The following is a 14150-nucleotide window of genomic DNA, read 5'->3' as shown; positions in this document are numbered from 1 at the left end:
GGTCCATTAAGGAAATTTTCAGGATGAGGAGAATCCCGTGACTGGGAAAAAGCTGCGGGTGGCGGTTGCCGGTGTCGGAAATTGCGCTTCATCCTTCGTGCAAGGTGTAAGCTATTATGCCGATGCTCAAGCTAATGAGCCGCCGCCCGGGCTGATGACTCTCGATCTCGGTGGCTATCGGGTCAGCGACATCGAAATGTCCGCCGCCTTCGATGTAAGCGCCGCGAAGGTCGGGCGGGACTTGTCCGACGCCATCTTTGCCCCTCCGAACAACACCTGCCGCTTCTCGACCCCGCGTGCTTCGGGGGTACAAGTGGAGCGCGGTCCGACACTGGACGGCATCGGCCGTTATCTGGCCGGTGACATCGAGGAGTCGGAGGAGGCGCCGGTTGCCATCGCCGATTCCCTGCGCCGCTCAGGCACCGATATCCTGGTGTCTTATCTGCCGGTCGGTTCGCAGAGGGCCACGGAGTTTTATGCCGAGCAGGCGCTGGAGGCCGGCTGCGCCTTCGTCAACTGCATCCCGGTTTTCATAGCCTCCGACCCGGAGTGGGCGAAGCGGTTCGAACAACGCGGTCTGCCGGTCATCGGCGATGATATCAAGAGCCAGATGGGCGCCACCATCATCCACCGCACGCTGGCGAACCTGTTCCGCGAGCGCGGCGTCCGGCTCGACCACACCTATCAGCTGAACTTCGGCGGCAACACCGACTTCAAGAACATGCTGGAACGTGAACGCCTGGAATCGAAAAAAATTTCGAAGACCCGCGCCGTCACCAGCCAACTGGATGTGCCGCTCGACGCGGACGACGTCCATATTGGCCCCAGCGATCACGTGCCCTGGCTGACCGATCGGAAATGGGCGCACATCCGGCTGGAGGGCACCGCCTTCGGGGGTGTGCCCCTGAGTGTGGAACTCAAACTGGAGGTCTGGGACAGTCCGAACTCCGCCGGCATCGTGATCGACGCGGTGCGCTGCGCCAAGCTGGCGCTGGACCGGAAGATGGCCGGGCCGCTGATCGGACCGTCGAGCTACTTCATGAAATCGCCCCCCGAGCAGTTCACCGACCATGAAGCGCGCGAGCGCACGCTGCGCTTCATCGCCGGCGAGGCGGTGGACGGCCCGCGCTTTCGCGCGTGAGCGGCTGCGTGGAAACGATCCTGGTCCTGCTGCGTCACGCGTCGCACGACCGGTTGGGCTCCGTGTTGTGCGGACGCATGCCCGGTGTGACGCTCAGCGAGGCCGGCCGGCGCGAGGCCGACGCGCTGGCCGTTGCATTGGCGCGGCACCGGTTCGCCGCCGTGCTGTCCAGCCCGTTGGAGCGTGCCGTGGAAACGGCGGCGGCGATCGCCGAGTCACAGGCCTTGCCCGTGGAGGTGGAGGAGGATCTCAACGAGCTTGATCTCGGCGCCTGGGCCGGCATGCGCTTCGAGAAACTGCGCGGCGACCCGGCTTGGAATGTGTGGAACAGCGCGCGGTCGCACGCCCGCCCGCCTGGGGGCGAAACGATGACGGAGGTTCAGGTACGGATGACGCGCTGCATCGAGCGGCTGCGCCGCCGGTACGCCGGCCGGACCGTGGCGCTGGTCAGCCACGCTGACGTCATCAAGGCGGCGCTGTCCCACGCCCTGGGGCTTTCCGTGGATTTCCACGCCCGGTTCGAGATTGCTCCGGCGTCCCGCAGCGTGCTGATCGCCGGGGAATGGGGCCTGAAGGTCCACAGCATCAACGAGGCGGCGGAATGACGAATCTGACGACCGACCAGATCCGCGCCCGGGTCGCCGCGCTGGGGGACTGGTTCCACAACATCGATCTGAACGGCGTCAGCACCGCCCCCGACCACTTCCTTCACGACTACCCGAACGTGAAGTGGCGGCGGTTCGCCCATGCGGTCCCGCAGGATCTGAGCGGCCTGACGGTGCTCGACATCGGCTGCAACGGTGGCTTCTACTCCATCGAGATGAAGCGGCGCGGCGCCGAGCGGGTGGTGGGGATCGACTTCGACGACCGTTATCTCGCACAGGCGCGCTTCGCCGCCGAAGTGACCCGCCAGGACATCGAATTCCGCAAGCTGTCTGTTTACGATCTGGCGCGGCTGGGTGAGCGGTTCGACGTCGTCCTGTTCATGGGGGTGCTTTACCATCTGCGCCACCCGTTGCTGGCTCTCGACCTGATCCACGAGCATGCCGCCCGCGACCTGATGATCTTCCAATCCATGCAGCGCGGCTCCGAGACGGTCGAGCCGGTGGGCATCGATTACGACTTCCGCCAGCAGGACCATTTCAACGCGCCCGGCTATCCGAAGCTGCATTTCATCGAACATCAATATTCCGGCGACTGGACAAACTGGTGGGTCCCGAACGCCGCCTGCGCCGAGGCCATGCTGCGCAGCGCCGGCTTTCGGGTCGTCGAGCATCCGGAGCAGGAGGTCTATGTCTGCCGCCGCGCAGCACGGCCGACGGCGGCGGGCGCCGTCTATCCCGCCCTGCCGTCCTCCGCCGCACCATCCGCCGGACCGGCACTGGAAAACCACGCCAAGACGGGAAACCAGGGATGATCGAAGCCGCCAAGATCTGGAATGAGCCCAACAACAAGTCCCACTGGAATCCCGATCTCGATCCGGAATGGGATCGGTTCGCCTGCATGACGATCCTGGCCGGGCAGGCGATCCGGGCGGAGAACAGTGCGCTCACGCGTGTGCTGGGTGGCATCTCGCCCATCGATCCCTCCTTCATCCGCCGCCTGGACGAGCGCGGCGCGCTGGACCATGTGGACGTGGTTGCGGTGCATGGCTTTCCGCTCGACTGGAATCTCTGGCAGATCCACGAGTGGCCGGAGAAAATCGAGGAAATCCGCGCCGTCACCGGCAAGCCCATCTGGGTGACGGAGGCCGGCGTTTCGTCCTTCGGCGCCGAGGAGGTGCAGGCCTGGGGCGTCACCCGCACCGCGGAGCTGCTGATCGGCCGGGTTCCGCGCATTCACTGGTACAGCCTCTATGACCTGCCCAGCGCTTGGGAGGCGACGACGCGCCACAAGGAGGCGGAGGGTTCCTCCTACTACCGTCATTTCCATATGGGGCTGCTGCGGGCGGACGGTACGCCCAAGCCGGCGCTCGACGCCTACGCGCCCTATGCGGCCGAGATGGGAATTTGCCAATGGTTTCACTTCGAGGATCACCGGCTGAACGATGCGGTGTCCTGGATGAAGCGGCTGGGCGTCCGGCACCTGCGCACCGGCCTGTCCTGGGCCGACAGCTTCCGGCCGAACGCGCTCGCCTGGTTCGACTATCAGATGGAAGCGCTGGCCGATTTCGATGTCACCATCACCTTTTGCTTCACGCCCGAGCATCGTGGAATCGAACCACACCACACCAGCCCGCCCCACGTCGCCGAGGAGTTCGCGGATTTTTGCGCCGCCATGGTCCGCCGCTACGCCAGCACCGCTCCGGTAGCGCCGTCCCCCCTGCTGGCGATGGAATAGGAGACGGTAGACCAAGACACCTCGCCACGTTGAGCGGTTGAACCATGCTGGTTTACGGAGATCGCGATCGTCTTGAGGACCCACGCGTCGTCGTGGCGCAGATCGCCGCCGCCTGTCCTACAGCCGCCGCCAAGCCTGGCGGGCTGATCCGTCATGCCCTGCTGGTGTCCCTGTTCATCGAGGCGGCGGAACTCGCGCAGGGCCTCGCGGACGCGGAATTCACCGCGCTGGGGGAGGACGATTGCACCCCTTGCCGCGACGCGGCGATGGCGGTCGTGATGGACCTGGCCCGCGCCGTCGCCCGGTCCTGGCGCGGCGAGCCGCAGCCGGGCGCTTGCGCGCTGGCGGCTGAACTGGAGACGTTGTCGGCGCAACCTTTGCCCGAAACCGTGCGGATACGCCGGCCCGAAGGCTATGCCTTCTATGGCCTCTATCCGGAAGCCTATCTGGAGGCTGCGGCCCGGCTTCCGCCGGATCTGCCCGCTCCGGTCGTCGTGATTGGCCTGCGCAGCATCGGAACCGGGCTGGCGGCGATGGCGGCGGTTGCGCTGGACGCTGCGCCTCCGGTCACTCTGCGTCCGATCGGTCATCCGTTCCAACGCGCCGTCCGCGTGTCGGCCCGCCAGCGGGCCGCCCTGCTGGCCGACGCGGGCGCGTCCTATGTGATCGTCGATGAAGGGCCGGGTCTGTCCGGCAGTTCGTTCGGCGCCGTCGCCGATTGGTTGGAGGAGGCGGGCGTGCCGCCCCGGCGGATTGTGTTCCTTCCAAGCCATGGCGGTGATTCGGGGCCGCGCTCATCCGACCGGCACCGCCGCCGCTGGGCCGAGGCGGTGCGTCCGGTGATCGTCTTCGATGAACTGGTGCATGTTGCGCATGGCCCGGTGCCGCCGTTGCAGTGCTGGTTCGAGGACACGCTCGGCCCTGCGGTCGCGCCGTTGCGCGATCTGTCAGGCAGCGCATGGCGGACGGCGTCGGCGGATATTGCGGCGGATGCGGCGGACTGGCCGCCGGTCCATGCGCAGCAGGAGCGCCGCAAGTTCCTGTTGCGCACCATCTCCGGCTCCTGGCTTTTGAAATTCGCCGGCCTCGGACGCCTGGGCGAGGCCAAGCTGGACCGGGCCCGCGCGTTGCATCAGGCGGGTTTCACGACGGAACCCATGGCACTCCGTCATGGCTTCCTGGCGGAGCGTTGGTTGGACGGCGCGCAACCGCCCTCCACCATGTCTCTGGAGCGCTTGGCCGACTATCTCCTGTTCCGCGCCCAACGCTTTCCGGCGGAGCGTGACACGGGCGCCAGCCTTCCGGACCTGCTGGCGATGGCGCGCGTGAACATCGGCGAAGCGCTTGGCACCGCCGCGACCGTCTTCTTGGATCGCTGGACGCCGGACATACTGAGGGAGTTGAACGCCGAGGGCCGGCGCGTCGTCACCGACAACCGCCTTCACATTTGGGAGTGGCTGCGCACCACCGACGGCCGGTTGCTGAAGACCGACTCGCTCGATCATGCCGACGCGCATGACCTGATCGGATGCCAGGACATCGCTTGGGACGTGGCGGGGGCCATCGTCGAATTCGGCCTTCCGGGGGCGGAAGCCGACCGGCTGTGCGGCGCAGTGGGTGCATCAAAGCGGCTGGTGGCCTTCCATCTTCCCTGCTATCTCGCCTTCCAGATCGGCTATTGGTCATTCGCCTCCTCCGATGCGGGAGCGGCGTCGATGCGCCGCTTCTACGAGGAGGCTTGGAAACGGCAAGCGGGCCGTGGCGGGCGCTCCCCACCTCCCACCGTCACCCCATAACCACCGCTTCGAGCATTACTTTCGGGCTTGGAGCGTTCCTGGCGATCGTGGCCTCCGTGCACAGCCGATCTGGGCAGGGTCATCGAAAACGAAGTGCGGTCATTGGCCTTCTGCCTTCTCGTCACCGTGCGCCGGACTGATCACAAGCAGCAGGTCTCCGGGCTGGATGATATGGCGGTGACGTTCCGTGAAGGGAATGGCGCGGCCGTTGCTGTGGATCTGCACAACCACGCCGGCGGTTGTCTCCGCCATGGTCTTGCCGATTTCGTCCTGGGCCGCCAGGCGCTCCGTCAGCACCATTTGGCCACCCACCGACATCAGGTCGCACAGGAATGGCGTTGCATGGCTGGTTTCCACGGCGTCGGCCATGAGATAGCCACCGATCCTGGGCGGCGACACCACCAGGTCGGCGCCGCTCAGCTTGGCCAGCTTGATGTTCTCCTCCTGCTTGATGTTGCCCACGATTTTGGTGCTGGCGGACAGATGGCGGACGGTCAAGATCACCAGAATGGTGGTGTCGTCCCGGCCCGAGCTGACGATCACTGCCTTGGCGCTTCCCACGCAGGCCCGGGTCAGCATTTCTTCGCTGGTGGCGTCGCCGAGCAACCCGATGAACCCCGCCTCGGCCGCCAGCCGTATGCGTTCCTTCGACTGGTCGATCACGACGATCCGTTCGCCCGGATGTCCCTTGGCGACCGTCTCCTGCGCGGCGATGAATCCACTGTGTCCAAAGCCGCACAGCACGATATGCCCTTGCAGATGCTTCTGAATTCGGCTCATTCGGAAATCCTCGATGATCCGCTGCACGACGAATTCGTAGGCGGTGCCCAGGAAGATGAACCAGATGAAGATGCGGATGGGCGTGACCGCGAAGGCGTCGATCAGCCGTGCGGTATCGCTGACCGGAACGATGTCGCCGTAACCGACGGTGGTGACGGTGATCATCGCGAAGTAGAGGATGTCGGGGAAGCTGACATGGCCGTCGATCTGGTCCTTCAGGCCATCGCGGTCGAACCAGAACACCGCGATGACCAGGGCGATCAGGACGACAACGAGCCCGACACGAAGGGCGAGCGTCTGTTCCGCCGACATTCCGGAGCGGACATGAAGGACCCGGCCTCGCCGGGGCGCAGATTTGATCCGCCACGTTTCGTTGCCATTCCGCTCGCCAAGCCTCGGCATGGGCCATCCACCGGATCAGACACTCCCGGCCATCATAACGGGGGATTTCCGCACATGGCTCCACAAGGCTGCCTTCAGAGCCGACATGGCACGAAGTACACTGGCACCGTGGTGAGTGATGGGACAGCGGTGGACGCCGGATCGCCACCGCCCTCATGCCGGGAGCCCGTGAATCGCCTCATGCCGCTCAGGCCGTGCCGATAGGCGGAAGCTGATCGAGCAGGGTGCGCGCATTGTCCAGGATCTCCGACGGTCCGTCGGCGCTCAGCGCAAAGACGAGGCGGTCGTCTGTCCGGCGCACCTGTCCAGTCCCGAGACGCTCCAGCGCCGCTTCGCGCACGGCCCGGCAGGGCGTGTCGTTCAGGGTCAGCGATACACCCGAGGGCCCGGCGGCCAAGGCGGCGACGCCCAGCCGCCGGCAGCGCGCGCGGAGCGCAGCGGCCGCCAGCAACAGCTCGACCTCCTCCGGCAACGGCCCGAAGCGGTCCTCGATCTCTTCGCGCAACGGTTCGACCGCCGCTTCGTCGCGCAGACGCGAGAGGCGGCGGTGCAGGCCGATGCGCAATTCCTCCTCCGGAAGGTAGGCGGCGGGAATGGTCTGCGGCACGCCCAGGCGCAGTTCGGGGGAATCGTCCGTCTCGGCGCCGGCCAGCGCGCGGGCCAGCAGATGCTGGTACAGCTCGGTTCCGACCAAGCGCAGATGGCCGCTCTGATCGGTTCCCAGCAGGTCGCCCGCCCCGCGCTGGTCGAGATCGAGCAAACTGAGGGCGAAGCCACCGCCCAGGCTTTCGATCGCCTCAAGCGAGCCCAGCCGCCGCTCGGTTCGCTCGCCGAGCGGAGTGTCCGGATCGGTCAGCAGATAGGCGTAGGCCTGCGCTCCTCCGCGCCCGACCCGGCCGCGGAGCTGATGGAGCTGCCCGAGCCCGAACAGGTCGGGGCGGCGGATTACGATGGTGTTGGCACGGGGAATGTCGATGCCGGTCTCGATGATGGGGGTTGAAACCAGCACGTCGACCGTTCCTTCCGCCACATCGAACATGACCTGATCAAGTTCGGCAATGGGGAGACGGCCGTGCGCGACGGCGACCGACAGATCGGGCGCGAGCGCGCGCACCTCGGCCTCCAGCGCCGGCAGGTCGGCGATCCGCGGTGCCACGCAGAAGCTCTGTCCGCCCCGCGCCTTTTCGCGTATCAAGGCGGCCCGCAGAACCGAAGGGTCATAGGGGGTGACCCGCGTGCGCACCGGGCGCCGCCGCACCGGGGGGGTATCGATGACGCTGACTCCCCGCAGTCCCGCCAGCGCCCCCTGCAGCGTCCGCGGAACCGGCGTGGCGCTGAGCGCCAGACAGTGGACGCCGGCCGAAAGCCGAGCCAACGCCCGTTTCTGCACGGTGCCGAAGCGCTGCTCCTCGTCGACGACGACCAACGCCAAGTCGGCGAAGCGCACCGTCTTCGACAAAAGGGCATGGGTGCCGACCGCGATCGCCACCGATCCGTCGGCGAGGCCTTCGCGCACGGCCTTTGCGGCCGACGCCGCCATGCCGCCGGTCAACGGCTCGATGCGCAGCCCCAAGCCGGCCAGCCGCCGTCGGAACACCTCCAAGTGCTGTCGGGCGAGCACGCTGGTCGGAGCAAGAACGGCAACCTGCCGGCCGGTGAAAGCGACCGCCGCCGCGGCGCGCAACGCCACTTCGGTCTTGCCATAGCCGACGTCGGCGCAGACCAGATGGTCCATGGGCCGCCCGCTGGCGAGTTCGGCCATCACAGCGGTGATGGCGCGCCGCTGCCCTGCGGTCTCCTCGTAGGGGAAGCGGGCGGCCACGCGCCGCATCGGTCCGGCCGGCGGCGCGATCACGGGGGCTTTCTTGCGGGCCCGGCGCTCGGCTTGGCGCACGAGGCTTTTGGCGGTTCGGCCGATCTCGCGCTCCAACTCCGCACGGCGGGTGATCCAATTTCCGCCTTTGAGCCCATCGAGCGCCACCTGGGCGTCGCTGCTGCCGTAGCGCCACACGCGGTCGAGATCGGCCGCCGGCACCAGGAGCCGATTCTCGCGGGCATACTCCATCACCAAAACGTCTTCCGGCTGGCCTCCGGCCTCGACCGTTTCGAGCCCGCGCACCGCACCGATCCCGTAGTCGAGATGGACCGCAAGATCGTCGCACGACAGGTCGACGGGTGCCAGCGGGGCGACCGGGCCGGCTCCGCCTTCCGGACGGGGGCGTTGGGCGAGCACCGTCACGCCGTCGAACGTGAAGCCCGCCGCGACCCGAAGCACCAGGGCTGCCGGCGTCACGGAAAGCCCGTCCACCGGCCAGCGGTCGAGCACCGGCACCGCCCGGCCGGTCGCCGCCGCCACCCGCTCCGCCATCCTGGCCGCGTCGGTGGCGTTCGCGGCGGCAATGATCACGGATTCGCCCGCGGCAATCCTCTCTCCGGCGAGGCGGGGGAGGGTGCGTTCGGACACCGCCGGTGCCTCGCTGGACGAGGCTTGCCGGTCGGGCTCCAGGGTCAGAACCGCGCGCCCACGCAACCCCGTCTCCCACGCGTTGCGGTCGAGGTGCATGGCCGATGCGTCGACTTCCTCCAGCTCGTCGAACCGCGCCTCCAGCCGATCGCCGACCCCCTCGTCAATGACGACCGGACTGTCGGCAAGAAGCTCAAGCAAACTCGGCAGGCGGTCGTAGGCCAGGGGCAGCAGGCGCTCGAAAGCGTAGGGGCGCCGTCCGGCGGCGAGTTCCTCCGCGAGCCCCGCAGCCGTTGGGTCTCTGCGGCTTCCCAGCCCTTGGATCAACCGTGCGACGATCTCCGGTGTCGCCGGGATTTCGGTCACCGGAAGAACGGTGATCCGGTCGCAGTCGCCCGTCGAGCGCTGGCTTGCCGGATCAAAGGTCCGTATCCGTGCGACCCGGCCATCGACGATGTCGCAGCGGACGGGGCGGTCGGCGTCGCCCGGAAAGATCTCCACGACGGAACCGCGAAACGCGGCTTCCCCCGGTTCGTCGATCCGGTCGTCGAGGATGTAGCCGCCGGCAACGAGTCGGTTCCGCCAAGTCTCCTCCTCATAAGGTGTGTCCGTCGCGATGACCAACGCGACGTCGGGCCAAGCGTCGGGAGGCGGAAGACGCTGCAGCGCCGCCTCGGCGGTCGCCAGAACCAGCCGCTTGGCGCCTTTGGCCGGTCGGGACAAGGCGGTGAGGGCAGCGGCCCGTTGCCCAAGCACGGCCCGCGATGGCTGGCCCCGCTCGCCAAGGGGGACGTCCCAACCTGGAATAAGCACGACGTCCAGGTCCGGCGCGACGTCCCGGATCGCCCTGGCGAGCCGGACAGCCCGGGTGTCGCTGCGGGTCACGACCAATGGCGCCGCCTGTTCACAGGCGGCGCATCTGGCAAGCTCAATTGCCAGGGCGCCTTCGGCCGGGGCGGCGCAGGTGATTGACCGGTCCAAGCGGAAAGCGGCGCGGTCGGATTGCATCAAAGATGCAGAGTCAGGCATGGCACACTGCGTCAGGGGAAACAGGGATGGTTGGCTCTTAACAGCCGGATGCCCATTCATTCCCAACGGAGTGGGCAGATTCGTTGAACGTTCCGTACGCGCTGCGCCCTAGGGGCCGGTCTGTGTGCTGAACAAGGGGCGGCGACGGCCGCCCCTTTATCTTTGTGAGGCACCACTGTGAGCGTTACCGCTCGATGTCGTCCCGGCGTCCGGTGTTCTCCACCCCACTGCGCGACGTTCCGGTTCGGTTGTCCTCGACCTCAACCTCGGTACGGCGGACCGTATCCGACACGGTCTGGGCGCGTTCCTCGACATCCTTGCGGATGACCACCTCTTCCTTGACCACCGCGCGCTTCTGGACCACCGCCTCCTCGTCGGTTTCGCTCACTTCGATGGTGCGTTCACGGAACGCATCGGCCGGAACGTCTCCAACCTCGCGCATGATGGGACGGCGCTCGACGGAAACCGTCTCGTCGCGCAGACGAACCTGCTCCTCGACCGGTGTTTCGATCACATAGGTGCGCACGCGCACGACCCCGCGCTCCACGGCGCGCTTGCCGATGGACAATTCCTCTTCGGTGACCGGAACCACCTCTTCGCGACCGCTGCCAACCCCGGTGTTCATCGCAGCATCCGCCGTGGTGTCGGTCGTGTTCACGCTGCGGAATGCTTCGGCCGCGTTGCCGAGCTGGGCATTGCTTCCCGCCCCGCCAACCGCATAGCGTGCCCGCTCCTCGGCAGCCGAGGCTTCGTCATATGGTGCGGCGGTCTCATCGTAACCCGTCCATCCGGCCGAGCGGTACGCCTCGCCCCGGTGTTCAATATCGACAACGGTGCCGCGCTCCAGAACCGCGATGGCCCGGTCCACGTCCTCATCGTCCAACCGCAGCTTCAGAAGCGTGCCGCCACGCCGCATCCCCTCGGCATAGACGTGAGCATCGGTGTCCGGGACGTTCCAATTGCTCAGGCGGGACAGGAAGCCACCGCCGCCACCGGCGTCGCTGTGCGAGACGATCTCACCGACGCTGCGGTCGAAGCCCTCGGCTTCGAGATCCCGAAGGGCGGCTTCGGCGTCGGCGCGCGTATCGTAAAGGGCAATGATGGTCTTGTTCATAAGCCTAGTCCTCGTTGGGTTGGTCGGTCCTGGCACCACGCTCCCCAGGTTCGTCAATGAATTCGACGATGGCTTCTTCCGAACGGAGGGTGATCGGCTGCTCGGCTTGGACAGTGCTCGTGGTCTTGCGCAGATGGATCTCTTCCCGCAAAACCAGCCGACGTTCGACCACCAGCATCTCCTCGACGACCGGGATGATGGTTGTGGTGCCATCCTGGCGAATGTCCGGATGGGCATCGATGGCCCGGTTCACCGGCACCCGAACGATCTCGACATCCTCGCGCTTCAGCGCCTGTCGGACGAGTTCCTCATGCTCGGTGACCTTGGTGGTCACCCGCACACGACCGCGCTCGATCTGGCGCTTGCCAACCGAGGCGGTTTCCTCATGAAGCGGAACGACCTCTTCGCGGTCGCTGGCCATGATGCACCCTAGCGCAAGAAAAAGTACAGGAGGATCGCGAGCACAATCAGCCCAACGATGATCCACGTCCAATTGAGACCACCTGCGCTTGCAGCTTCATAAACACCGAACTTTTTGGGACCTCGATCGTTCGCCATGACGTCATCTCCGGCTGGGCCACTGGGGTCTTAACAGCAGCTCCTCTTCACCGTTCCAGTAAGGAAAGGAGAGATGAAAACAGGGCGTGGTCTTTTGGCCTGGATGGGCTGGGAGCCCAGCCGTTGTGGCCTTCAAACGGCGCAACGACGTGCAAAGACCAGATAAAAAATGGCCCAACCGCACATCCGGCAACGTTGGTGAAAGAGGTCGGGTTCTACCCGCTCTCCGCCATTGCGAAAACGCGGCGACAGAGCCGACAGCGCTGAAGCGGACGGCATCGGTCCCCTGGTGAACGTCACGATGCACCGTCTATGCGGCTGCACCCAACGCCACCAAGCCCGACGTCAACGGCGGCCTGATGGAGCAGGATTCCAGCTGAGCAGGAATGAGGCAGGTCGAAGAATTTTCAACCGCTGCGCAACATTGCATTCACCTGGGCGAGGAACTGGTCAATGGCAATGGGCTTGCTCAAAAGTCGTGTATGTGGTGCCAGCAGTTCCTTGTCCAGGACGGCATTGCAGGCGTAGCCGGTCAAAAACATGATTTTCAGGTCCGGCCGCAATGACCGGGCTGTTTCCGCGACCCGTTGTCCGGTGATGCCTGGCAAGCCGACATCCGTTACCAGAAGGTCGATCCCCACCGGGGAGTTGAGAATGGTCAAGGCTTCGTTTCCATCCTCGGCCTCCAAGACCGTCGCCCCCTGCTCCCGGAGCGCCTCCACAAGCAGCATGCGGACAATCGGTTCGTCCTCCACCACCAGCACGGTTCCCGGCACCGGCTGCTGCGGCTGATCGGGGACCTTCACAGGGACGGAACCGAGATTTTCCGCTTGGTGAGAGCGAGGCAGGTACAGTTTCACGGAGGTTCCATGGCCCACTTCGCTGTCGATTCGGACATACCCGCCCGACTGACGGGCAAAGCCATAGATCTGGCTCAACCCCAGACCCGTTCCTTGACCAAGCGGCTTCGTCGTGAAGAATGGTTCGAAGGCACGGTCGAGAACGTCCGGCGGCATGCCGGTGCCGGTGTCGGCCACCTCAAGCAGTGTGTAGTCGCCGGGCTGCACTCCGGCCTCCGAAGCCGCCGCGGTCGCATCCAGATGGATGTTGACGCCCCGAATGGTGAGTTGCCCGCCACGGGGCATTGCATCGCGGGCGTTGATGGCCAAGTTCAGCAGCGCAGCCTCGACCTGATTGGCGTCCGCCCAGATCGGCCACAGTTCGGGAGCCAGCACTGTCTCGACCTGGATCGCTTCGCCGACCGAACGTTCGATCAGGTCCCGCAGTCCATCCACGAGCGTCTTGAGGTCGGTGCGCTCGGGTTGAAGCGGTTGCCGGCGGGAAAAGGCGAGCAGCCTCTGCGTCAGAGTCTTCGCCCGGTCAACCGAGGTTTTGGCGGCGGTCACATACGCCTCGATGTCGCCTTGCCCCGTCACGAGCCGCCGTTGGATAATCTCCAGACTGCCGCCAATGGCCTGAAGCAAATTGTTGAAGTCGTGCGCGATGCCGCCGGTCAGTTGGCCCACCGCTTCCATCTTCTGCGCCTGGAAGAGTGCTGCACGGGTTTCTTCCAATGCTTCTTGCGCCAACTTGCGTTCGGTGATGTCGCGGGTGACTTTGGCAAAACCGACGAGGCGCCCGTTGTCATCCCGAATCGCGTCAATGACAACGCTGGCCCAGAAGCGGGTGCCATCCTTACGGAGCCGCCAGCCTTCGGTTTCGAATTTTCCGGTTTGCTCAGCGGTGCGCAACCCCTGCATCGGGACGCCGGTGGCGCGATCCTCGGCGGTGTAGAAGCGGGAGAAATGCTCTCCGATGATCTCCTCGGCAGCGTAGCCCTTCATTCGCTGGGCACCGGAATTCCAGTTCGTGATATGCCCGGTTGTATCGAGCATGAAGATCGCGTAGTCGATCACTCCCTGGACCAGCAGGCGAAAGCGTGCCTCGCTCTGTTGCAGAGCCTCCTGCGCCTGCTTGCGCTCGGTGACGTCGCGCGTGATCTTGGCAAACCCAATCAGCTTCCCGGCGTCGTCACGGATGGGATCGATGATGACGTGCGCCCAAAAGCGCGTGCCGTCCTTGCGAACCCGCCAACCTTCCGCCTCGAATTTTCCTTCGATCGAGGCGATGGAGAGCGCCCGCTGCGGCACTCCGGCACGCTGATCGTCATCGGTGTAGAAGCGCGAGAAATGCTGGCCGATGATTTCCGCGGCCGTGTATCCCTTGAACCGCTGGACACCCGGATTCCAGCTGGTCACGATTCCGTGTGGATCGAGCATGTAGATGGCGTAATCGTGGACGCTGTTGACGAGCAGTTCGAATCGCCGCTCGCCCGACAGCGGCTCACCGCCAACGCCGGTCGGCAACTCACTCTCCACTAAGATTCTCCGCAGGATGTCGACTGATGACAGCCATATTATCGCTGTTTCTGACGTTACTCAACGCCACCGCCCTTTGGGAAACCCAGGGTTGCTCTCAACTCGCGCCAAGCCGCAAGAGCGCACACCGCCTGGGCATCGACCGACT

The 14150-nt window shown here is 65.7% G+C and carries 10 protein-coding genes; 5 read left to right on the top strand and 5 right to left on the bottom strand.

Annotated elements, in window-relative coordinates:
• Positions 1 to 37: 37 nt before the first annotated feature.
• From H1Q64_RS25390 to H1Q64_RS25370, 5 genes are read left to right on the top strand one after another with little or no spacing between them, the layout of a single operon-like run.
• Positions 38 to 1141 carry an inositol-3-phosphate synthase gene (locus tag H1Q64_RS25390; RefSeq protein ID WP_237906644.1) on the top strand — a complete coding sequence of 368 codons (1104 nt, stop codon included), beginning with the start codon at positions 38 to 40 and terminating at the stop codon, positions 1139 to 1141.
• 8 nt (positions 1142 to 1149) lie between these two features.
• Positions 1150 to 1746 carry a histidine phosphatase family protein gene (locus tag H1Q64_RS25385; RefSeq protein ID WP_237906643.1) on the top strand — a complete coding sequence of 199 codons (597 nt, stop codon included), beginning with the start codon at positions 1150 to 1152 and terminating at the stop codon, positions 1744 to 1746.
• Positions 1743 to 2558 (top strand): TIGR04290 family methyltransferase, encoded by an 816-nt coding sequence (locus H1Q64_RS25380; protein ID WP_237906642.1) that lies wholly within the window; start codon positions 1743 to 1745, stop codon positions 2556 to 2558. The genes H1Q64_RS25385 and H1Q64_RS25380 overlap by 4 nt, the downstream gene beginning before the upstream one ends.
• Positions 2555 to 3481 carry a beta-xylosidase gene (locus H1Q64_RS25375; RefSeq protein WP_237906641.1) on the top strand — a complete coding sequence of 309 codons (927 nt, stop codon included), beginning with the start codon at positions 2555 to 2557 and terminating at the stop codon, positions 3479 to 3481. Before H1Q64_RS25380 ends, H1Q64_RS25375 begins: the two co-directional genes overlap by 4 nt.
• A gap of 44 nt (positions 3482 to 3525) precedes the next feature.
• A complete protein-coding gene (locus tag H1Q64_RS25370; protein WP_237906640.1) occupies positions 3526 to 5277 on the top strand; it encodes a hypothetical protein in 1752 nt (583 codons plus the stop codon).
• Positions 5278 to 5376: 99 nt separating this feature from the next.
• Here H1Q64_RS25370 and H1Q64_RS25365 read toward each other — a convergent pair whose 3' ends face one another.
• The 5 genes from H1Q64_RS25365 to H1Q64_RS25345 form a co-directional block, all read right to left on the bottom strand.
• Positions 5377 to 6369 carry a potassium channel family protein gene (locus tag H1Q64_RS25365; protein ID WP_237906639.1) on the bottom strand — a complete coding sequence of 331 codons (993 nt, stop codon included), beginning with the start codon at positions 6367 to 6369 and terminating at the stop codon, positions 5377 to 5379.
• A 277-nt stretch (positions 6370 to 6646) separates the two neighbouring features.
• Positions 6647 to 9931, bottom strand: coding sequence for a DEAD/DEAH box helicase (locus H1Q64_RS25360; RefSeq protein ID WP_237906638.1), 3285 nt, complete (start codon positions 9929 to 9931; stop codon positions 6647 to 6649).
• A 205-nt stretch (positions 9932 to 10136) separates the two neighbouring features.
• Positions 10137 to 11066, bottom strand: a complete 930-nt coding sequence (locus H1Q64_RS25355) for a YsnF/AvaK domain-containing protein (RefSeq protein WP_237906637.1) — start codon at positions 11064 to 11066, stop codon at positions 10137 to 10139.
• A 4-nt stretch (positions 11067 to 11070) separates the two neighbouring features.
• Positions 11071 to 11487 (bottom strand): YsnF/AvaK domain-containing protein, encoded by a 417-nt coding sequence (locus H1Q64_RS25350; protein WP_237906636.1) that lies wholly within the window; start codon positions 11485 to 11487, stop codon positions 11071 to 11073.
• Between the two features lie 544 nt (positions 11488 to 12031).
• Positions 12032 to 13990, bottom strand: a complete 1959-nt coding sequence (locus tag H1Q64_RS25345; RefSeq protein WP_237906635.1) for a hybrid sensor histidine kinase/response regulator — start codon at positions 13988 to 13990, stop codon at positions 12032 to 12034.
• Positions 13991 to 14150: the final 160 nt, after the last annotated feature.

The sequence above is a fragment of the Azospirillum brasilense genome, from assembly GCF_022023855.1.
In the GTDB taxonomy this organism is placed as follows: Bacteria; Pseudomonadota; Alphaproteobacteria; order Azospirillales; family Azospirillaceae; genus Azospirillum; species Azospirillum brasilense_F.
Note: the sequence above shows the minus strand (reverse complement) of the source record. Positions and strands in the feature narration are given on the sequence as shown.